The sequence below is a fragment of the Caniella muris genome, assembly GCF_943193035.1.
GTDB lineage: Bacteria > Actinomycetota > Coriobacteriia > Coriobacteriales > Atopobiaceae > Granulimonas > Granulimonas faecalis.
On record NZ_CALPCK010000001.1, the window covers coordinates 1,119,239 to 1,145,028 of the forward strand.

Here is a 25,790-nt window from a genome sequence, read left to right on the forward strand (position 1 = left end):
ACCAAATGGAGTGCCGTTTGGTGGTTTTCCGCCCCAGTACCGAGGAAAAACCACCAAACGGTTCCGAGAGGAACCGCGACCTCCCCGGACGCCGCAAAGTCCCTTAGTATGGGAGCCACCAGTTCGACCGCCTCAGGGAGCTGCCTATGGGCACCGTGTTTGGCGGCCTGATGGCGAGGGCGTTTTGGACCCTTGGAATCCCGCTCCACCCCCTCTCCCCTTCCCAGACCAGCCTCGCCATGGCCCGGAGCCGCTGTTCCGCACGAGAGATCAAGCTGTTCAGAGAGACCCCCGTCCACAGCACCGTCGAGGGGTTCCTGCGCGCCGCCGCGGAGACCCACGACCCCACGGAAGGCCCCGGGCCGGCCGTGGACGTGGTGGTGGACACCCCCGCCAAGATCCATCGCGTGAAGGGGGTCCGCTGCATCTGCTCGACCCTGGACCCTCCCGCGGGGAGCCTTGCCGAGGTGGGCGGCTGCGAGGCCGTGTGCTCCCTCACGCCCGCCCAGCACTTCGTGGTGCGCGCACGCGACCTCGACCCGGTGGGCTGTTGCCTGCTCGCCATGGAGCTGTGCGGCACCTACCTGCTGCGCCCGGACCTCCCGGCGGGGTTCGCCACACTCCCGGAGCCCCTCGTCTCGGTGGTGGACCTCGCGCGCCAGACGGGGCGCAACCGGGGGATGCCGGGGGCGCGCCGGGCCCTCGAGGCCCTGACCCACACCTGCGACGGAAGCGCCTCGCCCATGGAGACCGCCGTCGTCCTCCTGCTCGTGCTGCCACCGTCGCTCGGGGGCCACGGGCTCCCGCTACCCCGGCTCAACGGGGAGGTCCCGATATCGTCGGCGTCCTCTCGGCTGCTGGGCGGCACCCGGACCGTGCGTCCCGACATCCTGTGGCCCGACGCCGGGCTCGACCTGGAGTACGACAGCCGCTCCTTCCACACCCAGCACGACGCCGACCGCGACCGGGCCCGGCGGAGCGCCCTCCAGACCGCGGGCATCGAGCCCCTCTCACTGACCCCGCAGATCGTGGGGGACGCCGCCGCCTTCGACGAGGTGGCCCGCCTCGTGGCCCGGCGCCTCACCGTGACGGCCGAGACCCCCGACCCCCTGGCCCAGGCACGGCTCCGCCAGAGGCTCCTCGGGACCCACCCGGTCTGGTAGGCGCCCGCAGCCTGTCCGGCCCGGCCGCCGCCCGCGGCCCACGGCTGGCCTGCCCGCAGCCACCTGCCGGGCCGCCCCGGCCGTTTGGTACTTTTCGGCCGTCGACGGAGGAAAAAACCACCAAACGGCGCCCCATTTGGTGGTTTAGATCAACTTATATACCGAAAAGTACCAAACGGCCCAAGCCGCATGCCCCAAACCAGGCGCCCCATGCCCCAAGCCCCATGCCAAAACGGTGCCGCAGCCCCGGGCCCACCGGCCCCTACAGCAGACCGGACCTCTGCGCGCCGTGGTAGGCCGCCCCCACCATGCCGGCAAGGTTGCCCAGGGACGCCGGGCGGATTGGAATGTCCCGGCACGTGCGGATGACCGTGTCGCGGTAGGCGTCCTCCACGAGCGGCCCAAAGAGGTCGAACGCCGCGCTCATGCCGCCGCCCACCACGAAGGCGTCGGGGTCGAGGGTGCACGCGACCATGGCCAGCGCGCGCCCGAGGTAGCGGCCATACTCGTCCAGGGCCTCCACGGCCACGTCGTCGCCGTGGCGGGCGGCCTCGAACACCGGCAGCGAGTGGGCGTCGTGCTCCAGCTCCACCGGCACCTGGCCGTGGCGGGCGCAGGCGTCGCGGTAGAGGTGCACCAGGCCGCGGGCGCTCGTGTACATCTCCAGGCAGCCGCGGTTGCCGCAGCCGCACAGACGACCGCCGGGCACCACGGGCAGGTGGCCGATCTCGCCGGTGCCGCCGCGGCCCACGACGACCTTGCCGTCGACCACGATGCCGCCGCCCACGCCGGTGCCCAGGGTCACGAACACGAGGTTGCGCGCCCCCTGGCCGCTGCCGCGCCAGAGCTCGCCCAGCGCGGCGGCGTTGGCGTCGTTCATCGGGTACGCCGGCACGCCGAAGGCCTCGGCCAGGGCGTCCACGAGCCCCTCGAGGTTCACCTGCACGTTGGGGGCCAGGAGCAGCTCGTCCTCCGGGGTGACCACGCCGGGCAGGGCCAGGCCCACGGCGGCGATGTAGGCGCCGTCGCCGGCGAAGCCCTCGGCCATGGCACGCACCTTCCCGGCGGCCGACGCCAGCTCCTCGGCCGTCTGCATGGACTCGGTGCGCACGGCGGAGAAGTCCACCACGTCGCCGTCCATGGTGACCAGCGCCACCTTGACCGTGGTGCCGCCCACGTCGATGCCGACCAGGTACGGGACCTTCTCAGAAACCATGGCTCTCCCTCTCTCCCCTCGCGCCCGGCCGGGCCGAGAAACGAATGGGGCCGCCGACCCTCCGCCGGCGACCCCGTCCACATACAGCTAGCAGCCCCGCGCGTAGGCCTGCTCGACCATGGAGTCGAGCAGCTCGGGCAGGGCGATCCCGGCAGCCTCCAGGGCCGTTGGCACGAGCGAGGTCTCGGTGAGGCCGGGGAAGACCTTGAGGTCGAGAACCCGGGGCGCGGCGCCGTCCCACACCATGTCCACGCGGGCCATGTCGCGGCAGCCGAAGGCGCGGTAGACCTCGATGGCGGCGCGCTCGCAGGTGCTGCGGATGGACGCGGCCTCCTGCCCGTCGGGCGACAGCGACTCCGGGCGCACCGGGCAGAAGTAGCTCACGGCCTGCGGGTCCAGGCGGGCGTCGGTGTCGTACACGCCCTCGGTCACGATCTCCACGGGCGGCAGCACCTCCTCGTCACCGGGGTCGCCGATCACCGTGACGGACAGCTCCACGCCGTCCACCCACTCCTGCACGAGCGCCGTGTCATCGAAGGCCAGGGCGCCCATGAGGGCCTCGCCCAGGCCGTCGGCGGACTCCACCTTGGAGAGGCCCATGGCCGAGCCGCCGCAGGCCGGCTTCACGGCCAGCGGGAACCCGCCCACGCGCTCGGGCATGAGGTCGAGGGCCTCCGCGGCGCCGAGGTTGCGGAACGCCCCCTCGGGCAGCGCCACCTGGGCGGGCCAGCGCACCACGGAGTCCTCCGGGGCGTAGGCGCGGGCCATGACGAAGGGCAGCTCGGCCTTGTTCCAGGTGTTGCGGCACACCGGGGGCAGCGAGCCCACGAAGGGGATGTCCAGGAAGGTGAGCAGCGACGGCACGGCGCCGTCCTCGCCGCCGGCGCCGTGGAGCGCCACGAAGGCCACGTCGGGGCGCTCGGCGCGCAGGGTGTCCACGAGGTTCTCGTCGGCGTCCAGGGCCAGCACCTTGTGACCGCGGGCCTCGAGGGCCTCGACCACGTGCTTGCCGCTGGCCAGCGAGAAGCGGCGCTCGAAGGAGGAGCCGCCCATGATGACGGCAACGGTTGGCTTGTCCATGGCTCACATCCCTTTCCTGGGGGTCTCGGGCAGCGCGCCCGCCTTGAGGAAGGCGCGGTACAGCTCCATGCGGTCGGCGATGACCTCCGAGAGGCGCCGGATGCCCTCGCGGATCTTGTCCTCCGGCTCGTAGGAGAAGGCCAGGCGCATGGAGGAGCGGCCCTGGCCGTCGGGGAAGCAGTTGGTGCCGGGCACGTAGGCCACGCCGTTCTCCAGGGCCGCCGACATCATCTGCTCGGTGTCGAAGTACGGGGGCAGCGTGACGTAGACGAACAGGCCGCCCTCGGGGTGGGTCCAGGTGGCCTCGGGCGGGAAGAACTCCTCCAAGGCAGAGATCATTGCGTCGCGGCGGCTCCGGTAGATGGCGCGCGACTTGACCAGGGTGCCCTTCCAGTCCGTGTTGGTGAAGTACTGCTCGGCGAGGATCTGGTTGAAGGCGCTGCAGCAGAGGCTCGCGCCCTGCTCGCAGAGGTTGATCTTGGCCAGCACCGGCTTGGGTGCCACGCACCAGGCCAGACGGAGTCCCGGGGCGAAGATCTTGGACGTGGTGCCGAGGTAGATGACGTTGGGGTCCATGGACTTGAGGGGGGCGATGTGCTCCCCCTCGAAGCGCAGGCGCCCGTAGGGGTCGTCCTCGATGACCTGAATGTCGTACTCGTGGGCAAGCTCCAGGAGGCGCTTTCGGCGCTCGAGTGTCATAGTCACGCCGGCCGGGTTCTGGAAGTTGGGGATGGTGTAGATGAACTTGGCGCCGCGGGGCCCGAGGCGCTTCAGGGTCTCCTCGAGGGCGTCCATGCGCATGCCCTCGTCGTCCATGGGCACGACCTCGACGTCGGGCTGGTACGCCGAGAAGGCCTGGAGGGCGCCGAGGTAGCTGGGGCCCTCCACGATGATCTTGTCGCCCGGGTTGATGAAGACGCGGCCCATGAAGTCCAGGGCCTGCTGGGAGCCGCCGGTGATGATGATCTCGTCGGGGTCCACGTGGATGCCGTCCTCGGCCAGCATGCCGGCCACCATGGTGCGGGTCTCGATGCGGCCGTCGGACCCGCCGTACTGCAGCGACTTGAGGCCGTTCTCGGTCACCACGCGCTTGGCGCACTCGGCCACCTCGTCGAGGGGCAGGCTCGAGATGTCGGGGCTGCCGCCGGACAGGCCGATGACGTTGGGGCGGGATATGGCTGCGAACAGGTCTCGCACGGCGCTGCGGCGGAGATGCTCCACGCGGTCGGCGTAGAGGTCCTCCCATTCGTCGAAGACAAGGTGAGAGCTAGGCATAGGGCTCCTTTCCGATTGTTTTAGCCTAGCACGGCGCCCGTGGCGCGAACCGACCGTCGCCCAAGGGGCACAATGGCCAAAGACACACCGACGAACAGGAGCCCCCATGGCAAGCCGCGACCTCGAACAGTCCCTCTCCTCCCTCGACGCCATGGAGGCGCGCCGCTACGCCCTGCGCTACGCGCTCGTGAGCGCCGAGTGGCTGGCCGAGACCGCCGACCCCGAGAAGGCCGCCCCCGGCCGCGGCGAGGCGGTGGCGGGCCTGGAGGAGATGGACCGCGAGGTGCTCTGCGGCGCCGAGATGGGCGCGGCCCTGGACGTGCTGGAGGCCCACCGCGAGGGGCTGGGCTTCAAGGACGCCGCGCGCCTGCGCGTGCTGGGCCGCGACCGCGGCGAGCAGACGCGCATCCCCAACGAGCTGGCCGGCGCCATGAGCCGCGCCGTCAACGACGCCACCATGGCCTGGCGCCGCGCCAAGCGGGACAACGACTGGGCCGTGTTCGCGCCGCACCTGGACGCCGTTGTGGCGCTGTGCCGCCGCCAGGCCGCCTGCCTGGACCCGGGCCGCGACCCCTACGACGTGCTGCTCGACCTCTACGAGCCCGGCTGCGACCAGGCCTTCTACGACCGGTTCTTCGAGCGCGTGCGCGCCTGCGTGGTGCCGCTCGCTGAGCGGGTGGCCGCGGCGCCGCAGCCGTCGCGCTCCTGCGTGGCCGGGGCGTTCGACCCCGAGCGGCAGTGGGCGCTGGCCCGCGACCTCGCCCTCTTTGAGGGTGTGGACCCGGAGAAGCTCGTGATGGGGCGCACCGAGCACCCCTTCTCCGACGGCATCGACTCCGGCCACGTGTTCATCGCCACCCACATCTACGAGGACGACGTGCTCTCCAACGTGTTCTCCGTGCTCCACGAGGGCGGCCACGCCATGTACGAGGCCGGCGTGGACCCGGAGTTCGACCGCACGTGCCTGGCCGGCGGCACCTCCATGGGCATGCACGAGGCCCAGAGCCGCTTCTTCGAGAACTACGTGGGCCGCTCCCGCGCCTTCGCAGGGCCGCTGCTGGCCGCCATGGCGTCGCACTTCCCCGAGAAGCTGGAGGGCGTCACCGCCGAGGACCTCTACCGCGCCGAGAACCGCGTGGAGCCGAGCCTCGTGCGCACCGAGGCCGACGAGCTCACCTACCCGCTCCACGTGATGGTGCGCTACGAGGTGGAGAAGGGGCTCCTCTCCGGCGAGCTCGCCGCCGCCGACGTGCCCGAGGCCTGGGGCCGGCTCTACAGGGAGTACCTGGGCGTGGAGGTGCCCGACGACCGTCGCGGCGCCCTGCAGGACATCCACTGGTCCCAGGCGTCCATCGGGTACTTCCCCACCTACGCGCTGGGCGGCGCCTACGGCGCGCAGCTGCTGCACGCCATGACGGCGGACCTGGCGGCCGCGGGCACGCCCTTTGACGAGGTGCTGGCGTCGGGCGACCTGGCGCCGGTGCGGGCCTGGCTGGGCGACCGCGTGTGGCGCTGGGGCCGCTCCAAGGAGCCGAGGCGGATCGTGGAGGAGGCCTGCGGCGAGGAGTTCGACCCGGGCTATTACTGCGACTACCTGGAGCGCAAGTTCGGCGAGCTGTACGGGCTGTAGGCGGCCGGGTCGCGGGCGCGTGAAGGGAGACGCCATGAGGGCGTTGCTGCAACGGGTGACCGAGGCGTCGGTCACGGTGGACGGCGAGGTCACCGGGGCCTGCGGGCCGGGGCTGTGCATCCTTCTGGGCGTGGGCCCAGACGACGACGGGCCCGTGACTACAAGGCTCTGGGAGAAGATCCGCCACCTGCGGATCTTCGACGACGAGCAGGGGCACATGAACCGCTCGCTGCTGGACGTGGGCGGCGGCGTCCTCATCGTGAGCCAGTTCACGCTCTACGCCGACGCGCGGCGGGGGCGCCGGCCGAGCTTCACCGGGGCCGCCGACCCCGGGAAGGCCCGAGAGCTGTACGAGCGGTTCTGCGAGGTCGCGGCCGAGGACGTGCCGGTGGGCACAGGCATCTTCGCCGCGGACATGCAGGTGGCGCTGGTGAACGACGGCCCCGTGACCCTCTGGCTGGACACGGACGAACTGTTCTAGCCGCCGGTGCCGCCCGGCTGTCCCACTCGTCGGACACTTTTGTCCCAATGGTCGGGCACTTTTGTCCCAGCCGGGGGTCGGGCGGGCGCGGGGGTGCACCACCCGCGGAACGTTCTGCGGGTGGTTTGGCGGCCGGGAGGCACCCGCAGAACGTCCTGCGGGTGTTTGCGTACCCGCAGAAGCCTCTGCGGGTGCCGAGGGGCTATCCCCGCCACACCCGCCACTCCAGCTGCGCCCGCCCGGAGCCGGCCCCGGGTGGGCAGTCATATCAACCGATTAATGGGCGAAGTGACAGATGGGCCAGGCACCGCTGTCACAAACTCCACGGCAGGGGGGCAGCGCCAAGCCCGGCGGCCAACATCAGAGCGGAGTAGAGGACAAGGGAAACGCAGGTTCCGACAAGGAAGGGGCGTCGCTCTCGATAAAAGCGCACACCCACAATGGATGCAGCCATCAACAGCACTGCGTTGGTGAAGATCTCTCCCTCCCGAAAACCCCAAAACCCAAAAAGGCTCAGGATCATCGAGACCACAAGCGCCGCATTCCAGAGTGTCATCGGATCCCGCTTGACATACATTCCAGCACGGCGCAGAAGCATCATCGGCTTCATATCGACGGCCCCACCTCAAACAACGCCAAAAGTGAGCACAGCGCCAGAGCGGCCGGAACGATTTTTTTCGCAGAGACCATGCTCGCCCCTTCTTCATCTGCCTTAACGATGAGGGGGAAGAGGACGAGGGACCACCGCCGCCGGGTCACAAACGGGTCACGGTTCTGTCAAAGCCGGGGCCGAGCCGGCACGGCTAGAACGCGAGGCACCAAGCGAGCGACGCCACGGCACACACGACGCACCAGATGAGCCTGCCCCTGCTCCCGCACAGGAGCGCGAGCACGGCTGCCAGCACGAAGAAGACCAGTGAGCCCACCCGGGCGGCAAGGTCCGAGGAGCCGTACGGAAGCACGTCGAGGACCTCGAGGGTCGTCCACACTGCGCTCAACCCGATGCCTGCGAACCAGCAGATGTCCGTGAGCTTCTCCGCAAACGGCCTGTCGATGTATCTGTTCTTCAACAGGAACCTCTCTGATAAGATGCCAGCAAGGGCGACGGTTCGGGGATTCAATATGAAGTCTATCTTGTACGCAGAGGACGACGACTCGACGCGCACGCTCGTCACGTCGTTTCTGACGGCAGGCGGCTATGCCGTCGAGGCCTTTCCCACCGCCGACGAGCTGTTGGAGGCGTTCGGGCGCCACGAACCCGACCTCGTATTGCTCGACGTCATGCTGAGCGGTACGGACGGCCTCGAGGCCCTCGCCCGCATCCGACGCTCCTCCACCGTGCCCGTCATGCTGCTTACGGCCAAAAGCGACGACATCGACGTGTGCTCCGGCCTCGCGTTGGGCGGCGACGACTACCTGGCGAAACCGTTCAACCCGATGGTGCTCGTAAGCCGGGTGCGGGCTCTCATGCGCCGCGTGGACTACGACGCCGCCCATCCTGGGCGCCCGCCCGTCCAGGGCGACCTCACCTGCGGCAACACCAGGTTGGACCGGAGGCGCCACGCCATCTACGTAGGGGAGCAACTACTCCCGGCAACGCCCACGGAGCTCCGTCTTATCATTTTCTTTATGGAGAACCACGGGGAGGCGCTTTCGCGCCAACAGATCCTCGAGGCCGTATGGCGGCTCCCCGACGGTGTCGAGAGCCGGACGCTGGACGAGACCTGCCGTCGCGTGCGGGTCAAGCTCGCGAGGGCCGGCTCCGACGTCTGCATCCAGACCGTCCGTGGCTTCGGCTACCAGCTGACAGAGCTCGAGTGAGATGGCGGAGGCTGGACGCGATGCGATCGAGCGGCTGCGCCATCAGCTCGCCGTCACGATCGTGGGAGAACTCCTAGCCGTGGCGGCGGCGTTCCTCATCGGCCTCTCCATCCTCTGCGCGACCGGGGCGCAGGGCCTCTCGTCGCCGGAAAACGGCTGGTGGCAGATTCGGGAGCTGCCGGCCTCCTCCCCACAGGCGGGAAGCGCCGCCCGGCCCTGGGAAGACGGGCTCCGCCATCGCCTGACGGACGAGGGGTTCGCGGCCGACCCACGCCCGCAGCTGATCCGGACAGGCGGCGAACTGCTCATCTACCGGACCTCCCCCGCCGGCGGGGTGCGCTACGTCCTCGTAACGGGACCTTGCGCCGCCCTGGCCCTTGTCTGTGGCGGAACCTTCATCGCTCTGACCGTCACGGCACTGGGGAGGTTCAACCGGAAGGTCGCCGCAGTGGACGCCCTCGAGGCCAGGGGGCTGCGAGCGGAGAGATATTTTGGCGATGCCGCCCATGAGCTCAAAGCCCCACTCATGGCCATCGGCGGCTGGAACGAGGCGGCACGGCGCGGCCTCGTGACGACCGACGATGCCTACGCGTCGATCGGCAGGGAGGCGGGACGGATGGCCACGCTCGTCGACCAGATCATGGGGCTGGCCAGAGCCGACGCCGGGAGGCTCGAGCCCCACCCCCACCGGGCCGACCTACGGGAGCTCGTCTACGACGCTGAGCGGAGCCTGGCCCCCACGGCGACCGACAAGGGCGTGGACCTCCTCCTCCATGGACCGCAGCCCGTCGTGTGCAGCTTCGACCTCGACCTCACCTACGCCGCCGTTCTCAACATGCTGACCAACGCCATCCGCCACGGCGAGGGCACAGTGCGGCTGGGCCGCTCGGCAGCCGGCGGGAAGGCCCTCATCTGGGCCGTGAACGACGGGGCGCCCATCTCCGAGGAGGACCTCGCCGTGGTGTTCGAGCGCTTTGGCAAGGGGGGGCGGGGCAGCACCGGCATCGGGATGGCGCTGGCGCTCCGGTACGCGACGGCCCAGGGGTTCTCCCTCTCCGTGCGGCCCGTCCCCAGAGGGACGCTCGCCCTGCTCGAGATCCCGCTCTGACGGGGCTGTCCCACTCGTCGGACACTTTTGTCCCAATGGTCGGGCACTTTTGTCCCAGCCGGACTGCGCCCGCCCGGGGCCGGCCCCGGGCGGGCGGTCACATCAACCGATTAATAGGCACAGTGACAGATGGGCCAGGCACCGCTGCCACGCCAGCCGTGCCGCGGGCGGGGCCTAGCCGCCATAGGTGTAGAAGCCCTTGCCGGCCGCCACGCCCGTCTCGCCGGCGTCGATCTTCTCCTTGAGCATGCGGGAGATGCCCTTGAAGTTGTACGGCGCCATGAAGCCCGGGACCTTGGTGTACGGCTGCACGATGTTGTAGGCGGTCACGAGGCCCACCACGTCCAGGATCTGGAACGGGCCGTTGGGCGCGCCGGTGCCGCGGACCCACGCGGTGTCGATGGACTCCGGCTCGGAGATGCCGTTAACGTAGAGGTCCATGGCCGAGAAGAGGAACGGGATGAGCATGGAGTTGAGCAGGTAGCCCGCCTTCTCCTTGCGCACCGGCAGGGGCTGCATGCGGATCTGGCCAGCGAACTCCATGATGGCGTCGAAGGACTCCTGCGACGTCTTGGGCTGGGCCATGACCTCGGCGATGTTGTTGCGCCAGATGTGGTTGGCGAAGTGCATGGCCAGGTAGCGGTCGGGACGACCGGTGTAGCGGGTGAACTTGGAGGGCAGCAGGCTCGAGGAGTTGGTGACCAGCACGGTCTTCTCGGCCATGAGGGGCGCGAGCCTCTTGTAGAACTCGATCTTGGCCTCCTCCTGCTCGGCCATGGACTCCACGACCACGTCGGCGTCGGCCACGGCGGCGGAGAGGTCCAGCTCCAGGCGCAGATTCTCGGCGGCCGCGTCCACCGCCCCGTGGCAGCGGGCCGGGTCGAAGTCGTCGGGGTCCGCGATGCCCATGGCCCAGACACCGGGCGCCATGGGCTCGCCGTCGGCGCGGCTCTTGGCCAGGGCCGCCTCCATGGCGTCGATCTGCGCGTGGTAGTCCTTCACCAGCTGGTCGAGCTTGGGCTGCGTGCGGCCGATGCTCCCCTCGCTGCGCAGCCAGATGCAGGTGTCCAGCCCGCAGTAGGCGCTCTGGAACGCGATCTGGGAACCGAGCACGCCGCCTCCGGCGACGACGACCTTCTCAAACGCCATGGTGTGTCCCTCCGTCTTGGACTTGTCGATACGACCACTGTTGCAGAGATTCCCAAAACAGGTCGGTTCCAACTGCGCTGAAACGCAGGGCCCTAGATGAGGACGTCCTCCAGGGAGCGCTTGGGCACGTGGTGCACACCGTCGGCGTCGCGCCAGTAGCGGATGCCGTCGGGGGCGTCCTCCAAAGGCTCGAGCACGCAGGTCTCCCGCGGGGCGCCCAGGGCGATCACGAGAAGCGGCTCGTCGGCCGCCGGGTCGATGCCCAGCACCTCGGGCAGACGGTCAGAGAAGTTGCGCACGATGCAGCCGCCGAAGCCCGCCTCGTTTGCGCCCAGCAGGATCGTCTGGGCCGCGATGCCGGCGTCCACCCACGTGAGCGGCGCCACCTTGCCGGCGCAGCACACCACGATGTAGCCGGTGGGGCGCTCCCCCGCCTCGGGGCCGTCCCAGTCGGCGAGGTAGCCGGCCCACCCCAGGCAGCCGAAGACGTCGTCGCGCACGGTGGCGTCGGCCACCACGCGGTAGCGCAGCGGCTGCAGGTTGGCGGCCGAGGCCGTCTGCCGGGCCAGGTCCACGAGGCAGACCATGAGGTCGCGGCCGATGGGGTCGCCCTCGTCGAAGCGCCGGTAGCTGCGGTTGCGCCTCACCGTGGCGGCGAGGGCGTCGAGCCCGTAGTCGAGCTCCACGCGCGAGATGACCTTCTCCCTGTCCATGGGACCACCTTCCCCGGGCGCCTACCGCCCGCCCTTGTCCTCGATGACGGTGTAGGTGCGGTCGCCGCCGCAGATGCCCAGGACGTCGTCGATGAGGCCCAGGTGCACGCAGGCGCGGTAGATGCCCGCGTCGTCCACCGAGGTGGTGATGACGTCGGCCACGGCCTTGGCCCGGTGGTCGGCGTTGCCCATGGCCACGCCGCAGCCCACGGCGTTGAGCATGGAGACGTCGTTGCCGCCGTCGCCGAACGCGTAGGCGCCGGAGCGGTCGATGCCGTGGTGCTCGAGCACCGCCAGCACGCCCTGGTCCTTGCCGCCGTCGGCCGGGATGATGTCGGCGAAGTCCTCGGTCCAGCGCACGAGCTTGACGTTGTGGGTCACCTCGAGGATGCGGTGCTCGTCCTCGGGGGCGATGAAAGCGTTCATCTGGAACACCGGGCGCTTGTAGGCCTCCTCCGGGGAGTCCTCGTCGAAGCGCACGTTGGCGTTCTCCTCGGCGCGACGCACGAGGTCGCCGTGGCGCGGGGTGAAGGCGCGGTCGGCCGTCATGTAGACGATGTCGTAGGAGCCGTCCATGGACTGCTCGGTGATGGCGCGGACGTCGGCCGGGTCGAGCGCCGTCATGCGGAAGATGCCGCGGTCGTCCAGGCACACCTGGCCGGAGTTGCAAAGGAACCCGTCGAAGCCCGGGAAGTCGCCCTCGCCCTCGCGCAGGGAGCGCGGGAGCTGGAACAGGGCGCGCCCGGACGCCACGTAGATCAGCACGTCGTTCTTTCTCAGCTCGCGCAGGGCCACGCGGGTGGTTTCGGGCATGGAATGGGTGCGGAAGGACAGCAGCGTGCCGTCCACGTCGAAAAAGGCGATCCTGTCTGCCACGGTTGCTCCTCTGTCGGTTTTTCCGATCGGCTGCTCTCTACCCGAGATGCGCCCGCGCCCTGCGGGAGGGGCGGGCGGGCGCGCTCACGCCCCGAAGCCGGCCTCGCCGATGGCGGCGGCAGCGGCGGCGAGCTCCTCGGCGGGGCGCACGAGGGCGAACCGCACGTAGCCCTCGCCCTCGGGGCCGAAGGAGGAGCCCGGCGTCACGATGATGCCGGCCCTCTCCATGAGCTCCTCGGCGAAGGCCATGGAGTCGGAGGCGTAGCGCTCGGGCAGGCGCGCCCACATGAACATGGTGCCCTTGGCGTTGGGGCGGTCCCAGCCGATGGCCTCGAGGCCGTCGGCCAGGGCGTCGCGGCGGGCCTGGTAGGCGAGGCGCTGCTCCTCCACAGGCTCCAGCGGGCCCTCGAGCGCCGCGACGGCGGCCTTCTGCAGCGGCATGAACGTGCCGAAGTCGATCTGGCCGCGGAGCTTGCGCAGCGCCGCCACGACGTCGGGCCGGCCCACGAGGAACGAGAGGCGCGCGCCGGTGACGTTGAACGACTTGGAGAGCGAGAAGAACTCCACGCCCACGTCCACGGCCCCGGGGAACGAGAGGAACGAGCCACCGGCCGGGCCGTCGAACACGATGTCGGAGTAGGCGTTGTCGTGGACGACGAGCAGGTCGTGCTCGCGGGCGAACTCGATGATGCCCTCGTAGAGCCCCTCGGCGCTCACGGACCCCACGGGGTTGGCCGGCAGCGACACCACCATGTAGGTGGCCTCGTCGGCCGTGGCCGGGTCGATGAAGGCGACGTCCGGGCGGAAGCCGTTCTCGCGGGTGAGCGGGTAGTACACCGGGGTCGCGCCGGCGATGTGGGCCGCGCCGGCGAAGATCGGGTAGCAGGGGTCGGGGACGAGGATGGAGTCGCCGGGGTCGAGCAGAGCCAGGGCGAGGTGGCCCATGCCCTCCTGGGTGCCCGAGACCATCATCACCATGTCAGGGGAGATCTCCACGCCGAACCGCCGCCGGTAGTAGGAGCACACGGCCTCGAGGAGCTCGTCGGTGTCGTGGAGGGAGTACTTCCAGTTGGCGGGGTCGGCCGCGGCCTCCACGAGGGCGTCCACCACGTGGGCGGGCGGCTCGAAGTCCGGCGTCCCCACGGAGAGGTCCACGATGGTGCGGCCCTCGGCCTCGAGCTCGCGGCGGCGGGCGTTGAGCGATGCGAAGACCTCGTCGCCGAAGGCGTCGAGGCGGCGGGAGAACTCCATGGGCGGTCCCTTCTCGGAGGTGGCGCGTGGCGTGTGCGTTCCTTGACGGCACCTTACGATAGCGCACGGCGGCGCCGACCCCGCGCCCTTTGGCCGGGGCGAAACAGAGCCGCCCGGCCGCGGCCCACCTGTCATGCCCAATGCGCGCCCGTGGCCCCGCCCCACCCGCCGGTCGACCGGGCGCCCCGCGGCGGCGGGGCCTGGAACAGAATGGGTGGGTATGGCTGCACCCGAGAGAAAGCTGGCCCCATGCGCGTCTCTGTCATCGGCGACTCCATCTCGACCTTCGAGGGCTACATCCCCGAGGGCTGGAACGTGTTCTACACCGGCGAGAACCTGGCCGCCACTGGCGTCGAGAAGGTGGGCGACACCTGGTGGATGAAGGTCATCGAGGGCATGGGCGGCGAGTTCCTCGCCAACGCCAGCTGGTCGGGGTCCTGCGTGGAGGGCGTGGGCTACCCCGCCGGCGAGTCCCGCACCCGCACCGACGCCCTCAAGAAGGACGGCGAGAGCCCCGACGCGGTCCTGGTCTTCATGGGCATCAACGACTTCGGCTGGGGCGGCACCATGAACCAGATGCTGGGCCGCGGCACCGCCACGCCGTACAACATCGACCTCTCCAAGTACCCCCACGTGGCGCCCGCGCTGGCGCCGGCCGACGCCGCCGAGAAGTTCGGCGAGGCCTACAGCCGCATGCTGGCCAACATCGTCACCGACAACCCCGGCGTCGAGGTCTGGTGCATCACCGTGCCCGTGGGCAGGCTCGCCGGCGCCCCGGGCACGTGCTTCACCTACCCCCTGCGCGGCAACCACTTCGACCGCTACAACAACGCCATCCGCATCGCCGCGGGCCAGTGGCCCGGCTGCCACGTTGCCGACGCCCGCGCCCTCATGCTCGACTACGAGGCCGTGGACGGCACCCACCCCACCAAGCGCGGCATGGACCAGATCGCCCGGATGGTGCTCGCCTCCATGGGCAAGGGCGAGGCCCCCGAGGACTGCGACCGCAGCGAGCAGGTGTGCTTCCGCGACGACTGCATCGGCTGCCCCTACGCCCGCGGCACGGCCTTTGGCTGGAACACGGTGTGTGAGCTGCTGTTCCCCGAGCGCACCTACACCTGCGAGCGCGGCGTCCAGGCCTAGGACGGCGGCAGGGACCGATAACGGTGGGGCGGCCGGACCCGGCAGGGGCCCGGCCGCCTTTTTCATGGGGGTGGGACGGCGCCGGCGGCGGGGCTACGCGCGGACGGCGGCGGGGCTACGCGCGAACGGCGTCGCGCAGGCGCCGGAAGGCGTCCTGGACCACGGAGCGCTGGGTGGCCAGGTTGACGCGGATGAAGCCGGATCCCTCGGGGCCGAACATCGTGCCGGTGTCCACCCAGAGGCCGGCGTCCACCTCCACGAGCCGCGCGAGGGCCCCGTCCGAGAGGCCGAGGCCGCGGCAGTCGACCCAGAGCAGGTAGGTGCCCTCGGGCTGCACCACGCAGAGCTCCGGCAGCTCCCCGGCCACGAAGCGGTTCACCCAGTGGACGGTGCCCTCGAGGTAGGCCTTGAGGTCGGCGAGCCACGGGCCACCGTGCTCGAAGCACGCCACGGCCGCCTCCTGGGAGAGCGGGTTCACGCCAAAGTAGCCGCAGGCGTCCATCTCGGCCTCGATGCGCGAGCGCACGTCGGCATCGGGCACCCAGCCGCAGGCGAGCTGCAGGCCGGCCATGTTGAAGGTCTTGCTCGGCGACGTGCACACGAGGTACCGGCAGCCGGCCTTCTCGGCGGCCGCGGCGAAGGGCGCGTGGGGGTGGCCCGGGCGCCCGAAGTCCGCGTGGATCTCGTCGGCCACCACGAAGACGTCGTGGCCGGCGCAGACCCGGGCCATGGCGTCGAGCTCCGCGGGCGTCCAGACGCGGCCCACGGGGTTGTGCGGGTTGCAGAGGATGAACATGCGGGCGCCGGAGGAGACGACGGCCTCCTCGAACGCCGCGACGTCGAACGTGTAGGGGCTGGGGCCGGGTTCCTCCCCCGCCACGGCCGCGGCAAAGCCGGCGCGAGCCCGTCCGGGGTCGTAGGTGAGCGGCGCGCACACGAGGGCGCGGCCGTTGGAGCGGACGGTCTCGGAGAAGGGGTAGTAGACCGGCGGCTGGATGAGCACGGGGTCGCCGGGGGCGGTGAGGGCCCGCACGGCCTGGGCGATGAGGAAGACCACGCCCGGGCCCGTGACGAGCGTGGACGGGCCGGGCGTCCAGCCGTTGTGGGCGGCGATCCAGCCGGAAGCGGCGGAGGCGAGGCGGCCCGACGCCTCGGTGTAGCCGAAGACCCCGTGGTCGGCGCGGCCGTGGATGGCATCCGTCACGGCCTCGGGCGCGCGGAAGTCCATGTCGGCCACCCAGAGGCGGAGGAGGTCCTCGCCGGGGTGGTCGGGGTGGTCCTGGTCGTGCTTGACGCTGCTCGTTCCGCGGCGGTCCACGGGCTCGTCAAAGTTGTGGGTCGTGGGTGCCATGGGGCTCCTTCCGGGATGGGTGCCTGGCCCGATGGTAACGCCTGCGCGCCAGGCGGTGCGATGAGCGGTGCGACAGCGGCGCCTGGCCCATCTGTCACTTCGCCTATTTCTCAATTGATGACTTCTGGCCGTGCCGTGGTGGCCCGTGGCACGGGTTCCGGACGGCCCGGCGCCGAGAGGCCCGCGCCGGAGGGGATCCGGCACGGGCCGGGCGCCCATCGACGGCGTGAGACCCAAGGCGCCCGACCACTGGGACAAAAGTGCCCGGGTGGTGGGACAGAAGTGCCCGACCATTGGGACAAAAGTGCCCGGGTGGTGGGACGGTGGTCAGCCGTCCAGGCGCATCTCCAGGGTGGAGCCCGCACGGCCGCGCCTCACCCGGATCTGGCGCGGCACGGAGTCCCGCAGCTCGTCCACGTGGCTGATGATGCCCACGAGCTTGTCGGTGCCGGTGAGCTCCGTGAGGGCGGCGACGGCCTTCTCGAGAGCCTCGCTGTCGAGGGAGCCAAAGCCCTCGTCCACGAACATGGTGTCCAGGCGCACGCCGCCGGCCTGGGCCTGGACGACGTCCGAGAGGCCCAAGGCCAGGGAGAGCGACGCCTGGAACGACTCGCCGCCCGAGAGCGTGTCGGCGGCGCGGGACTTCCCGGTGAAGGCGTCCTCGACGTCGATGTCCAGACCGGCCTGGGAGTTGCCGTGGGCCTCGGACCGGCGCACGAGGCTGTACCTGCCGCCGGTCATGACGGAGAGGCGCCGGTTGGCAGCGGTCAGCACGGCGTCGAACCACGCCATCTGGAGGTAGGTCTCGAAGTCCACCTTGCGCAGCGCGCCGGAGCCCGCCGCGGCCTCGGCCAGCTCGGACACGGCGCCGGAGGTCTCCTCGAGCGCCTCCCGGCGCTTGGCGAGCGACGAGAGCTCCCGGGCCACGGCGGCGTTGACCGCCTGACGGGAGACCGCAGCGTCGCGCCCGGCCTCCACGGCGTCGTGCTCCGCCTTCCACTCCGCGCGGTCCCGGGCAAGGGCCTCGGCGTCCACGGGCTCCTCGGACGCCAGCTGCTCCGAGAGGGTGGCATGGGACGCCCGGGCCTCCGCCAGGGCCTTCTCGGCCGCAAGCACCTTCTCGCGGGCCTTCTCCCGCTCCCCGGCGAGCGCGTCCGCCCGCTCCTTGGCGGCGTCCACGGCGGCCTGGGCCGCGACCCGGCCACCGAACTCCAGGTCCTCGGCGCGCGCCGCGCGGGCGGTCTCCGCCTGGTCGCGCAGCGCGCAGGCGGTCGTCGCCGCCTCCTTGGCCGTCGATGCGGAGCGGGTGGCCTCCGCCAGGGCCTCGCGCCCGGCGGCCAGCGACTTCTCGAGCCGCTCCTTGCGGGCGCGGTCCTTCTCGAGGGCCTCGACCTCATTGGCGAGCCCGTCGCGACGAGCGGCGTGGCCGCGGGACTCCTGGACGACCGCCCGCACCTCCTTCTCCGCGGCCTCCCCGGCCTCGCCGGGGTCCTCGGGCACCGGCCCCTCCCCCGCCAGGGCCTCCCGTGCCTCGCAAAATGCCTTGAGGGCCTCCGCCACCGCACCGTCCTGCCGGTCGCGCCTGGCCTGGGCACGGTCGCGGTCGGCCTCGAGACGTTCCAGCTCCTCCTCCGAGGGGACGTCGCCGGGCACCGATGCGGGGCGGGGGTGGTCGAGAGACCCGCACACGGGGCACGGCACGCCGCCAGCAAGATCCGCGGCGAGGAGGCCCGCCAGGGCCCCGTGGCGCAGTCGGTCGGCCTCGGCCCAGGCCGCCTTGGCCCCCTCGGCCTCGGCGAACAGCCGGGCCGCGCTCCTCCGCCCGTCGACCAGGGCGCCGGCCGTCCGCCGCACCGCCTTCCACAGGCCCTCCAGGCGCTCGAGCCCGCGCAGCGCGTCCTCCTCGGCCGCCAGGGCCGTGCGGCCCGCATCGAGCCGCGCCTGCACGTCGCCCAGGGCCGCGACCTCGCGCTCGGCCCCCTCCAGCGCGGTGCGGGCGCGGGCCTCGGCCGCCGTTGCGGCGTCGCGGTCGCGCTCGGCCGCGGCTGCCTTGGACGCGGCTTCCTCGGCGGCGGCGGCAAGGCGGTCCAGCTCGTCGTACAGGGGCAGCGTGGCCGCGACGGCCTGCGCCCGCCCCGTGAGGGCGCGCTCCTCCTCGCGGGTGCCCTCGGCCTCTGCCAGGAGCGCCCGGGCCCGCCCCTCCTCGCCGGCGAGGCGCTCCACGTCGCGGCCCTTCTCGGCCACCTGGGCCTCGAGGCCGCGGATGCGGCGCAGGCGGTCCTCGGCGTCGTCGAGGGCACGGCCCCGCTCGCCCAGCGACGCCCGACGCTCGTCGAACCCGGCCACCGAGGCCTCGTCCGCCTCGCAGAGCCCCTGGACGACGGTCCGGGGCCGGGAGAGGTCCGCGGCTGGCCCCTCGGCCCATTCGACCAGCTCGGGCACGTCGCCCTCGGGCCCCCGGGCCCGCCGGGCGGCCTGTCGCGCGGCGTTGCGCAGCTCCGCGAGCTCCTTGTCCACGGCGCTGCCCCGCTCCTTGAGGAGGTCCTGCAGCCGGGCCGCGCGCCCGGTGGAGAAGAGCTTGGAGAAGATGGGCTTGCGGTCCTTGGTGCCGGCCGAGAGGAGCCGGGCGAAGTCCCCCTGGGCGATCATGGCGATCTGCATGAACTGGTCCACGTTGAGCCCGAGCAGCCCCTCGACGTCGCGCGTGACCGTCTGCACCTTGGTCACCGGCACGCAGTCGTCGGGGATGCCGCCCTCGTCGCCCACCCACAGGGAGGCCGTCGGCTTCGTCCACGTGGCGTCCCCCTTGCCCTTCAGCTTGGGGCGCAGGTACTCGAGGCCCCTGCGCACGCGACAGTGCCGCGACCCGGCCATGAAGTCCAGCTCCACGAAGCCCTCGGTGCCGAACGCCGCGAAGTCCGAGTACAGCGACGTGGCGTTGTCCGACCCCGCCGCCGTCTTGCCGAACAGCGCGAACGTGACGGCGTCGAAGACGGTGGTCTTGCCGGCCCCGGTGTCGCCGCAGATGAGGTAGAGCCCGCGGGTGCCCAAGGCGTCGAAGTCTACCTCCGTGCGCCCGGCGTAAGGGCCGAACGCCTGCATGGTGAGCCTGAGCGGCCTCATCTACTCCCCCTCCCCGACCAGGGCGACGCACTCGGCGAGCACGGCGCGCTGGCGATCGTCCATGGCGTGGCCGCGCTGGGCCTCGAAGAACCCGGCGAAGAGTCCCTCGAGGTCCAGCCCCGGGTCCGGCGCCCTGACCTCCGCCTCCTGCACCCCGGCCGCGGAGGCAGGGGCGTGCTCCAGCGAAAGTAGGTTGGGGTAGGCCTCCCGGAGGCGCCCCAGGGCGTCAAGCGGCAGGGTGTCGTCCGTGAGGGTGACGGCCACGTAGTCGTCCGCCGGTGCGAGGGCCAGGACCTCCGGCGACACGAGCTTCTCCAAGGGCCCGCACGCCTGGCGGACGTCGTGGAGGGGCTCGAAGGGCACAAGCTCGAACGAGAGGTCGCAGTCGCCGGGACCGCGCTTCTCGCCGAGGTCCACGAGGACCATGGACTTGCCGTTCCCGGCCTCGCCCCGGGAGTACTTGAGCGGCGTCCCGGAGTAGCGCACGGTCTCGCGCCCCACCTTCTGCGCCCGGTGCAGGTGGCCGAGGGCCACGTAGTCGAACGGCTCGAACACCGAGACCTCCACGTTCTCCGCGTCACCGAGCGTGAGCTCGCTCTCCGAGCGCTCGGGCCCCACGCCGCCCGAGGTCACGAACTGGTGGGCCACGCAGACGTTGCGCACGGACCCGTCCACCCCCATGGCGTCCACGACCGCCGCCAGGGCCTCCGTGGGGGACGGGGCGTCGCAGCCCAGGGCCGCGCGCACCGTGGCCGGCCGCACGAACGGCACCGGCCAGACGCGGACCTCGCCGTGGGCGTCCTCCAGCACCACGGGCTCCACCGGCCCCTCGAGCGGCCCCACCACATGGACGCCCGACGCCGCGAGCAGCGGGGAGGCGAACCCCACGCGCGCCGCGGAGTCGTGGTTGCCGGGCACCGCCACGACCCGCACCCCGGCCTCCGCGAGGTCGCGCAGGAAGCCGTCCACAAGCGTCACCGCGTAGTCGGGCGGCTGCGTGGTGTCGTAGAGGTCCCCGGCCACCAGCACGCAGTCCACCGAGCGCCCGCGGCAGACGTCCACCACCTGGGCGAGCGCGTGGGCGAGGTCCTCCTCCTGCGAGTATCCGTGGAGCCGCTTGCCGGCGTGGACGTCCGATATGTGGAGCAGTCTCATGGCACCCCTTCTCGACGGGACCGATGCCCTATTCTCACTGGACAGAATAGAACATCCGTTCTATTCTGAAAGCCAACGATGGGAAATCATCGAAGCTCCACCATCGCGGCCGGTTTCACGCCCTTCAACTGTTCTAATGGAAACCGACCGCAACCACGGGCCGGGGGCGTCCCGGCCCGTGCGCCACCAAGGAGTACGCACATGCCAGAGTCCATCCGCAAGGTAAACATCATCGGCCATCGCAACCCCGACACCGACAGCATCTGCTCGGCGCTCTCCTACGCATGGCTCAAGAACGCCATCGGCCCCCAGATCTACGAGGCGCGCCGCTGCGGCAACATCAACCGCGAGACGGCCTTCGTCCTCAAGCGCTGGGGCGTGGAGGAGCCCGCCCTCATCACCTCGGTGCGCCCGCAGGTCAAAGACCTCGAGTACCAGCACCAGGAGGGCATCGACGGCGAGATGAGCCTCTACGCCGCGTGGAACAAGATGCGCGACGAGCGGCAGGACACCCTGTGCATCACCGAGGACGGCGACCTCAAGGGCCTCGTCACGGTGAAGGACATCGCCAACGCCAACATGGCGATCTTCGACACCGACGTCCTGGCCACCTCCCACACCTGCTACCAGAACGTCATCGACACCCTCAACGGCACCATGGTCCTGGGCGACCCGTCGGACGTCATCGAGGGCGGCCGCGTCTACGTGGGCACCAGCCCCGAGATGATGGAGGACACCATCGAGCCCGGCGACATCGTGCTCGTGACCAACCGCTACGAGACCCAGCACTACGCCGTGGGCTCCGGCGCCGCCTGCCTCATCATCTGCTGCGACGCCCCGGTCACCCGCGCCCTCAAGAGCTCGGCCGAGAGCCATGGCTGCCGCATCATCACCACCCCGTACGACACCTACGCGGCCACGCGCCTCATCTGCATGTCCATGCCCGTGCGCGCCGTCATGCTCGACTCCGACATCGTGGAGTTCTCCGTCAACACCACCGTGGAGGACGTCCGCAAGGTCATGAGCTCCACGCGCCACCGCTTCTTCCCGGTCATCGGCGAGGACGGCAAGTTCGACGGCGTCATCACGAGCGCCAACCTCTTCGACATCAACCGCAAGCACGTCATCCTCGTGGACCACAACGAGATGGCCCAGGCGGTGGACGGCCTCACCCACGCCGTCATCCTCGAGATCATCGACCACCACCGCATCGGCCCCATTGAGACCACCACGCCGGCACTCTTCCGCAACCAGCCCGTGGGCTGCACCTGCACCATCGTGAAGCAGATGTACGACGAGAACGGCATCACCCCGCCGCCGCACATCGCCGGCCTCATGCTCTCGGCCATCCTGTCCGACACCCTCACGTTCCGCTCCCCCACCTGCACCGAGCAGGACCGCCTGGCCGCCCAGGAGCTGGCCGGCATCGTCGGCGTGGACATCGACTCCTACGCCGACGAGATGTTCGAGGCCGGCGCCGACCTCACGGGCCGCAGCGCCGAGGAGGTCTTCCACGGCGACTTCAAGGTCTTCTCCCGCGGCAACGCGCGCTTCGGCGTGGGCCAGGGCAGCTACATGACCGAGGGCAGCCGCAAGGCCGCCGAGGAGCTCGTGGGCCCCTACCTGGCCGAGGCGGCGAAGAACGAGGACCTGCCCATCGTCATGTACATGTTCACCGACGTTAAGTCGCAGACCACCGAGCTGCTCTACTTCGGCGACGGCGCCGAGGCCGTCATCCGCTCCGCCTTCGGCGTGGAGCCCGCCGACGGCATGGCCGTGCTCCCCGGTGTGGTGAGCCGCAAGAAGCAGATGATCCCGCCCCTCATGGCCGCCTTCGAGCGCCTGTCGGACGACTAGGCGCCCGCCGCACCACGGACGGATCCCCCAACGGCCCCGGGGCGCCCTCGTAGGCGCCACGGGGCCGTTTTCCATAGCTGTCGCCCGATTTTTCAGCCGTCCTTGGGCTGCGCTATACTCGGTTGCCACCCGCGTGAGGAGACACCCTTGGCCCAGACACCCCGAACCCACCCGCTGCCCCCGTTCACCGAGGCTCTCGTCCTGCCTCCCCTGCCCGGGGACACCGCCGGCCTCCCCATGGCCGTGGTGGACGTCGCGGCGTGGCGCCCGGCCGCCATGAGGACCTGGGGCTACCTCGTGCTCCTGGAGGACGCCGTCACCGTGCGCATCCTCGGCTGCCTCGAGGCCGGCGGCGCCTTCTGGCCCTGCTCGGCGCCCCTCGACGCCAGGCCCTCCGGCGAGCCCCTGGCCCGCGGCCTCATGTACACCGGCCGGGACGACGGCGAGGTGGAGGCTCGGGTGGGCGGCGCCATGGAGAAGATGGCGCTCTGGGGCCCGTGCCCCGGCGGCGGCCAGCGCCTCCACGACGCCGCGCACGGCATCGACCTCGGCCCCTACGGCGCGCCCGACGCCCATCTGGACTTCCGCGCCGTGACCGTGGCCGGCGCCCTCCTCGCCTGGCGCCTCCAGGCCGAGAACGAGGCAGAGGCCGAGACCCGGAACCCGGCGGAGCCGGAGGCCGCGCCCGCAGACAAGAAGGTCCTCGACGTCCTGCTGGAGAAGCCCCTGCCCGACGCCGTGGACGAGATCGTCGCGGCAGGGGGCGAGGGCGGGGTCGCGGCCCGCTACGCCGCCCGGTCCCTCGAGGCCGCCGGGGCCTCGGACCTCAGGGCCGCGGTGGCGGCCACCGGGGCCGACGTGGTGCGCCTCGCCAGCACCCACCTCTGGTGGATGCGCTTTCCCCCCGGCGCCGACCCCGCCCACCGCGACACCCTCCTCTCGGTGGAGGCGGCCCTCAACCGCATCCAGCTCGTCCTCGACGGCGATGCGCCCGCCCACGACCGCGCCTGCGACGAGGCGGGCTTCGGCGCCCTCAGGGCCTGGACGCTCCAGGCCGCCGACGTCCTCGACGGCCACACGCGCCCCAACCCCATGGCCACCTTCCACGGCGTCGAGTTCGCCCGCGGCGGCGAGTGGGACGTCCGCAGCCGCATGGCCCGGGCCTGCGAGCGCCTCCGGCTCCCGTTCCGCCTGGAGTACCGCTACGACGTGGACCTGCCGTCGGGCTGCGTCTCGGTGGAGTTCGCCCTGCCCAAGGCCCAGTGGTTCCCCGCGGAGCGCATGGGCGACGGGGGCCTGGAGGACTGCCGGGCCCTCCAGGGCACCTTCGTGGCCCTCTACGGCCTCAGGCTCTCCGCGGTGCTGGCCGCCTGCGCCTTCGGCTCCTCGGTGGCCGTCACCCGGTGCGTGGTGTCCGCCTTCGACGGCGGCCTGGGCGGCGAGGCGGTCATGGGATGCGACTTCGACCGGCTCGGGTTCTCCCGCACGGGCATCGAGGCCCTGGAAGACGACGCATCCCGGCCCGTGGAAGACCCCGCGGCCCTCGCCCGCAGCCTGGGCGCGAAGGCCGCGATGGAGCTCTCCGACGGCACCCTCCGGCCCGTGGAGCCCCTGAGGGTCCCCGGCCTCGGACGCAACCGGGGCGACCTCTGGCGCGACCGGCGCCCCCTCTCGGAGCCCCTCTCCTCCCTCGTCATGGCCGAGACCGGCGCCGACCTGGACGTCTACCACGACGACTTCCCCGCCGAGCTCGAGGAGGTGCGCTCCATCTGCTCCGAGGAGGCCGAGACCCCCGTCATGGCCATCATGCGCCTCGAGGAGCTCTGCGACCGCATCCTGGGCGCCCTCGAGGACCGGGGAGGCCTGGAGGGCAGGTCGCCCCTGTGGTCCAACAGCTCCCCGGTGCGCATGCTCATGGCCCACGCCCCCGCTGGCGGCACCCGCCAGACCGGGGCGGAGGGGGCTCGCGACCCCCTGGGCATCACCGGCGACCACGACCCCCAGCCCGGCAGGCCCTCCCGCTTCTACCAGCTGCCCGACGCCTTCTTCGAGGCCAAGGACGCCATATCGCGCCGTTACTCGGACCTCGGCGACTTCGCCCAGGCCATGGCCGTGGCCGACCAGTGCGTGGCCCTGGCCCCCACCTCGGTCCCTCCCCGGGTGCGCCGCGCCGTGCTCCTCGGCGACCACGGGGACTTCGCCCAGGCCGAGGCGGAGCTCAAGGTGCTGCTCACCATGCTCGTAGACACCGACGACACCGGCTTCTGCCTCTACCGCCTGGCCTTCGCCTACTGGCAGCAGGGAAAGCCCGCCCTGGCCGCGGCGGCCTACGTGCTGGCCGCGCGGTGCCCGCGCTTTGCCGACCAGGCCCGCCTGGAGCTCTCCGACCTGCTCCGCGAGGAGTCCGTGGAGGAGCCCTCCGTGAAGCAGGCCGCCGCGGCCCTGGATGCCGACGGCGCGGAGCTGCCCCTCGACGGGACGCTCCTCGACACCCTGGGCGAGGCGGGCGGCCGTCTGGTGGACGAGGGGTTCCCCATCGCGGCGTGGCGCCCCCTGAAGCTCCTGGCCGACCGGGACAACAACGACGACCTCCACTCCATCGCCCACAGCCTGAGGGACGGCACCCCCAGCGCCTACCTCTGACCCATGGCGCCCTTCTCCCTGACCGTTATCCAAGGGCTTGGAGGGGAATATAGGCACCTTATTACCGTCCCGGAGCCCCGGGGCGCGTCCGTGAGCCGGTGCCGAGGAGAAAGGGTCGTCATGGCCGTCAACACCGACAAGGTCAAGGAAAAGAGCAAGGGGTTCATCGCCGAGTTCAAGGAGTTCATCTCCCGCGGGTCGGTGATCGACCTGGCAGTGGGTATGATCATCGGCTCCGCCTTCACGGCCATCGTGAAGTCCCTCGTCGACGACATCGTGATGCCGGTCATCGGCATCATCATCGGGGGCATCAACTTCTCCGACATCAAGACCGTGATCGTGCCCGCCTCCGGCAACGTGGCCGAGGTGGCCATCATGTGGGGCAACTTCATCAGCGCCGTCATCAACTTCCTGCTCATCGCCCTGGTGGTGTTCATGGCCGTGAAGCTCATCAACACCGCCCACAACGCCATGGTCAAGAAGAACGCCGAGGAGCTCGAGGAGGAGGTGGCCCCCGAGGACCCCGCCACCGTCCAGGTGAAGCTCCTCGAGGAGATCCGCGACGCCCTCATCGACCGCGAGTAACGCGCACACACGACCCATCGCACGCGAAGACGGCGCACCGGCCCGAACAGAGCCGGCGCGCCGTCTTTTGTGTCGACGTCTAGGGGCGGCTGGGGGCGCTTAGGCCTTATGGGACATCCCACGCCCGGATTTCCGTCAAAACGTCCTTGCGGAACGTCATCGCAGGTCTA

General features: G+C 71.0%; 21 protein-coding genes. 9 read left to right on the forward strand and 12 right to left on the reverse strand.

Annotation, left to right across the window (positions count from 1 at the left end):
• The first annotated feature begins 146 nt into the window (after positions 1 to 146).
• Positions 147 to 1,163 (forward strand): hypothetical protein, encoded by a 1,017-nt coding sequence (locus NFR49_RS04905; RefSeq protein WP_251158522.1) that lies wholly within the window; start codon positions 147 to 149, stop codon positions 1,161 to 1,163.
• A 262-nt stretch (positions 1,164 to 1,425) separates the two neighbouring features.
• On the opposite strand, the gene NFR49_RS04910 is transcribed toward NFR49_RS04905, so the two are convergent.
• The 3 genes from NFR49_RS04910 to NFR49_RS04920 all read right to left on the reverse strand — a co-directional run bounded on the left by NFR49_RS04910 (position 1,426) and on the right by NFR49_RS04920 (position 4,734).
• On the reverse strand, positions 1,426 to 2,379 hold the full coding sequence (locus tag NFR49_RS04910; RefSeq protein ID WP_251158523.1) for an ROK family protein: 954 nt from the start codon (positions 2,377 to 2,379) through the stop codon (positions 1,426 to 1,428).
• An 87-nt stretch (positions 2,380 to 2,466) separates the two neighbouring features.
• Positions 2,467 to 3,459: a D-alanine--D-alanine ligase family protein gene (locus tag NFR49_RS04915; RefSeq protein WP_251158524.1), complete on the reverse strand. Its 993-nt coding sequence runs from the start codon at positions 3,457 to 3,459 to the stop codon at positions 2,467 to 2,469.
• 3 nt (positions 3,460 to 3,462) lie between these two features.
• Positions 3,463 to 4,734 (reverse strand): aminotransferase-like domain-containing protein, encoded by a 1,272-nt coding sequence (locus tag NFR49_RS04920; protein WP_251158525.1) that lies wholly within the window; start codon positions 4,732 to 4,734, stop codon positions 3,463 to 3,465.
• 106 nt (positions 4,735 to 4,840) lie between these two features.
• Between NFR49_RS04920 and NFR49_RS04925 the strand changes: the two genes are divergently transcribed.
• Entirely contained in the window at positions 4,841 to 6,364 is a 1,524-nt protein-coding gene (locus NFR49_RS04925) for a carboxypeptidase M32 (protein ID WP_251158526.1), read from the forward strand.
• 34 nt (positions 6,365 to 6,398) lie between these two features.
• The gene (dtd, locus tag NFR49_RS04930) at positions 6,399 to 6,845 is read left to right on the forward strand and encodes a D-aminoacyl-tRNA deacylase (RefSeq protein WP_251158527.1); all 447 of its coding nucleotides are present in this window, start codon (positions 6,399 to 6,401) and stop codon (positions 6,843 to 6,845) included.
• Between the two features lie 313 nt (positions 6,846 to 7,158).
• On the opposite strand, the gene NFR49_RS04935 is transcribed toward dtd, so the two are convergent.
• Both NFR49_RS04935 and NFR49_RS04940 read right to left on the reverse strand, forming a co-directional pair.
• Positions 7,159 to 7,455 (reverse strand): hypothetical protein, encoded by a 297-nt coding sequence (locus NFR49_RS04935; RefSeq protein WP_251158528.1) that lies wholly within the window; start codon positions 7,453 to 7,455, stop codon positions 7,159 to 7,161.
• Positions 7,456 to 7,648: 193 nt separating this feature from the next.
• Entirely contained in the window at positions 7,649 to 7,915 is a 267-nt protein-coding gene (locus NFR49_RS04940) for a hypothetical protein (RefSeq protein WP_251158529.1), read from the reverse strand.
• Between the two features lie 52 nt (positions 7,916 to 7,967).
• Here NFR49_RS04940 and NFR49_RS04945 point away from each other — a divergent pair, with 52 nt between their 5' ends.
• On the forward strand, positions 7,968 to 8,666 hold the full coding sequence (locus NFR49_RS04945) for a response regulator transcription factor (protein ID WP_251158530.1): 699 nt from the start codon (positions 7,968 to 7,970) through the stop codon (positions 8,664 to 8,666).
• A 79-nt stretch (positions 8,667 to 8,745) separates the two neighbouring features.
• Entirely contained in the window at positions 8,746 to 9,774 is a 1,029-nt protein-coding gene (locus NFR49_RS04950; RefSeq protein WP_251158531.1) for a sensor histidine kinase, read from the forward strand.
• 174 nt (positions 9,775 to 9,948) lie between these two features.
• Here the strand turns inward: NFR49_RS04950 and NFR49_RS04955 are convergent, their stop codons facing one another.
• The 4 genes from NFR49_RS04955 to NFR49_RS04970 all read right to left on the reverse strand — a co-directional run bounded on the left by NFR49_RS04955 (position 9,949) and on the right by NFR49_RS04970 (position 13,763).
• On the reverse strand, positions 9,949 to 10,923 hold the full coding sequence (locus NFR49_RS04955; protein WP_135979016.1) for a 3-hydroxyacyl-CoA dehydrogenase: 975 nt from the start codon (positions 10,921 to 10,923) through the stop codon (positions 9,949 to 9,951).
• Between the two features lie 92 nt (positions 10,924 to 11,015).
• Positions 11,016 to 11,636 carry a nitroreductase family protein gene (locus NFR49_RS04960; protein WP_251158532.1) on the reverse strand — a complete coding sequence of 207 codons (621 nt, stop codon included), beginning with the start codon at positions 11,634 to 11,636 and terminating at the stop codon, positions 11,016 to 11,018.
• A 21-nt stretch (positions 11,637 to 11,657) separates the two neighbouring features.
• On the reverse strand, positions 11,658 to 12,512 hold the full coding sequence (locus tag NFR49_RS04965; RefSeq protein ID WP_251158533.1) for a Cof-type HAD-IIB family hydrolase: 855 nt from the start codon (positions 12,510 to 12,512) through the stop codon (positions 11,658 to 11,660).
• 84 nt (positions 12,513 to 12,596) lie between these two features.
• A complete protein-coding gene (locus NFR49_RS04970; RefSeq protein ID WP_251158534.1) occupies positions 12,597 to 13,763 on the reverse strand; it encodes a pyridoxal phosphate-dependent aminotransferase in 1,167 nt (388 codons plus the stop codon).
• A 249-nt stretch (positions 13,764 to 14,012) separates the two neighbouring features.
• Between NFR49_RS04970 and NFR49_RS04975 the strand changes: the two genes are divergently transcribed.
• On the forward strand, positions 14,013 to 14,906 hold the full coding sequence (locus tag NFR49_RS04975) for an SGNH/GDSL hydrolase family protein (RefSeq protein WP_251158535.1): 894 nt from the start codon (positions 14,013 to 14,015) through the stop codon (positions 14,904 to 14,906).
• Between the two features lie 115 nt (positions 14,907 to 15,021).
• On the opposite strand, the gene NFR49_RS04980 is transcribed toward NFR49_RS04975, so the two are convergent.
• From NFR49_RS04980 to NFR49_RS04990, 3 genes are all read right to left on the reverse strand, one after another.
• Positions 15,022 to 16,257, reverse strand: a complete 1,236-nt coding sequence (locus NFR49_RS04980) for a MalY/PatB family protein (RefSeq protein ID WP_251158536.1) — start codon at positions 16,255 to 16,257, stop codon at positions 15,022 to 15,024.
• A gap of 327 nt (positions 16,258 to 16,584) precedes the next feature.
• On the reverse strand, positions 16,585 to 19,380 hold the full coding sequence (locus tag NFR49_RS04985) for an AAA family ATPase (protein WP_251158537.1): 2,796 nt from the start codon (positions 19,378 to 19,380) through the stop codon (positions 16,585 to 16,587).
• Positions 19,381 to 20,535 (reverse strand): exonuclease SbcCD subunit D, encoded by a 1,155-nt coding sequence (locus tag NFR49_RS04990; protein WP_251158538.1) that lies wholly within the window; start codon positions 20,533 to 20,535, stop codon positions 19,381 to 19,383.
• Between the two features lie 201 nt (positions 20,536 to 20,736).
• On the opposite strand from NFR49_RS04990, the gene NFR49_RS04995 reads away from it, so the two are divergent.
• The 3 genes from NFR49_RS04995 (at position 20,737) to mscL (ending at position 25,620) form a co-directional block, all read left to right on the forward strand.
• Positions 20,737 to 22,392 (forward strand): putative manganese-dependent inorganic diphosphatase, encoded by a 1,656-nt coding sequence (locus NFR49_RS04995; protein WP_251158539.1) that lies wholly within the window; start codon positions 20,737 to 20,739, stop codon positions 22,390 to 22,392.
• Positions 22,393 to 22,539: 147 nt separating this feature from the next.
• On the forward strand, positions 22,540 to 25,035 hold the full coding sequence (locus NFR49_RS05000; protein ID WP_251158540.1) for a tetratricopeptide repeat protein: 2,496 nt from the start codon (positions 22,540 to 22,542) through the stop codon (positions 25,033 to 25,035).
• A gap of 120 nt (positions 25,036 to 25,155) precedes the next feature.
• Entirely contained in the window at positions 25,156 to 25,620 is a 465-nt protein-coding gene (mscL, locus tag NFR49_RS05005) for a large-conductance mechanosensitive channel protein MscL (protein ID WP_251158541.1), read from the forward strand.
• Positions 25,621 to 25,790: the final 170 nt, after the last annotated feature.

What these genes read in the sequence shown, in the direction of transcription:
- NFR49_RS04905 (WP_251158522.1), top strand. Translation starts at nt 147, where the DNA reads ATGGGCACCGTGTTTGGCGGCCTGATGGCGAGGGCGTTTTGGACCCTT.
- NFR49_RS04910 (WP_251158523.1), bottom strand. Translation starts at nt 2,379, where the DNA reads ATGGTTTCTGAGAAGGTCCCGTACCTGGTCGGCATCGACGTGGGCGGC.
- NFR49_RS04915 (WP_251158524.1), bottom strand. Translation starts at nt 3,459, where the DNA reads ATGGACAAGCCAACCGTTGCCGTCATCATGGGCGGCTCCTCCTTCGAG.
- NFR49_RS04920 (WP_251158525.1), bottom strand. Translation starts at nt 4,734, where the DNA reads ATGCCTAGCTCTCACCTTGTCTTCGACGAATGGGAGGACCTCTACGCC.
- NFR49_RS04925 (WP_251158526.1), top strand. Translation starts at nt 4,841, where the DNA reads ATGGCAAGCCGCGACCTCGAACAGTCCCTCTCCTCCCTCGACGCCATG.
- dtd (WP_251158527.1), top strand. Translation starts at nt 6,399, where the DNA reads ATGAGGGCGTTGCTGCAACGGGTGACCGAGGCGTCGGTCACGGTGGAC.
- NFR49_RS04935 (WP_251158528.1), bottom strand. Translation starts at nt 7,455, where the DNA reads ATGAAGCCGATGATGCTTCTGCGCCGTGCTGGAATGTATGTCAAGCGG.
- NFR49_RS04945 (WP_251158530.1), top strand. Translation starts at nt 7,968, where the DNA reads ATGAAGTCTATCTTGTACGCAGAGGACGACGACTCGACGCGCACGCTC.
- NFR49_RS04955 (WP_135979016.1), bottom strand. Translation starts at nt 10,923, where the DNA reads ATGGCGTTTGAGAAGGTCGTCGTCGCCGGAGGCGGCGTGCTCGGTTCC.
- NFR49_RS04960 (WP_251158532.1), bottom strand. Translation starts at nt 11,636, where the DNA reads ATGGACAGGGAGAAGGTCATCTCGCGCGTGGAGCTCGACTACGGGCTC.
- NFR49_RS04970 (WP_251158534.1), bottom strand. Translation starts at nt 13,763, where the DNA reads ATGGAGTTCTCCCGCCGCCTCGACGCCTTCGGCGACGAGGTCTTCGCA.
- NFR49_RS04975 (WP_251158535.1), top strand. Translation starts at nt 14,013, where the DNA reads ATGCGCGTCTCTGTCATCGGCGACTCCATCTCGACCTTCGAGGGCTAC.
- NFR49_RS04980 (WP_251158536.1), bottom strand. Translation starts at nt 16,257, where the DNA reads ATGGCACCCACGACCCACAACTTTGACGAGCCCGTGGACCGCCGCGGA.
- NFR49_RS04985 (WP_251158537.1), bottom strand. Translation starts at nt 19,380, where the DNA reads ATGAGGCCGCTCAGGCTCACCATGCAGGCGTTCGGCCCTTACGCCGGG.
- NFR49_RS04990 (WP_251158538.1), bottom strand. Translation starts at nt 20,535, where the DNA reads ATGAGACTGCTCCACATATCGGACGTCCACGCCGGCAAGCGGCTCCAC.
- NFR49_RS04995 (WP_251158539.1), top strand. Translation starts at nt 20,737, where the DNA reads ATGCCAGAGTCCATCCGCAAGGTAAACATCATCGGCCATCGCAACCCC.
- mscL (WP_251158541.1), top strand. Translation starts at nt 25,156, where the DNA reads ATGGCCGTCAACACCGACAAGGTCAAGGAAAAGAGCAAGGGGTTCATC.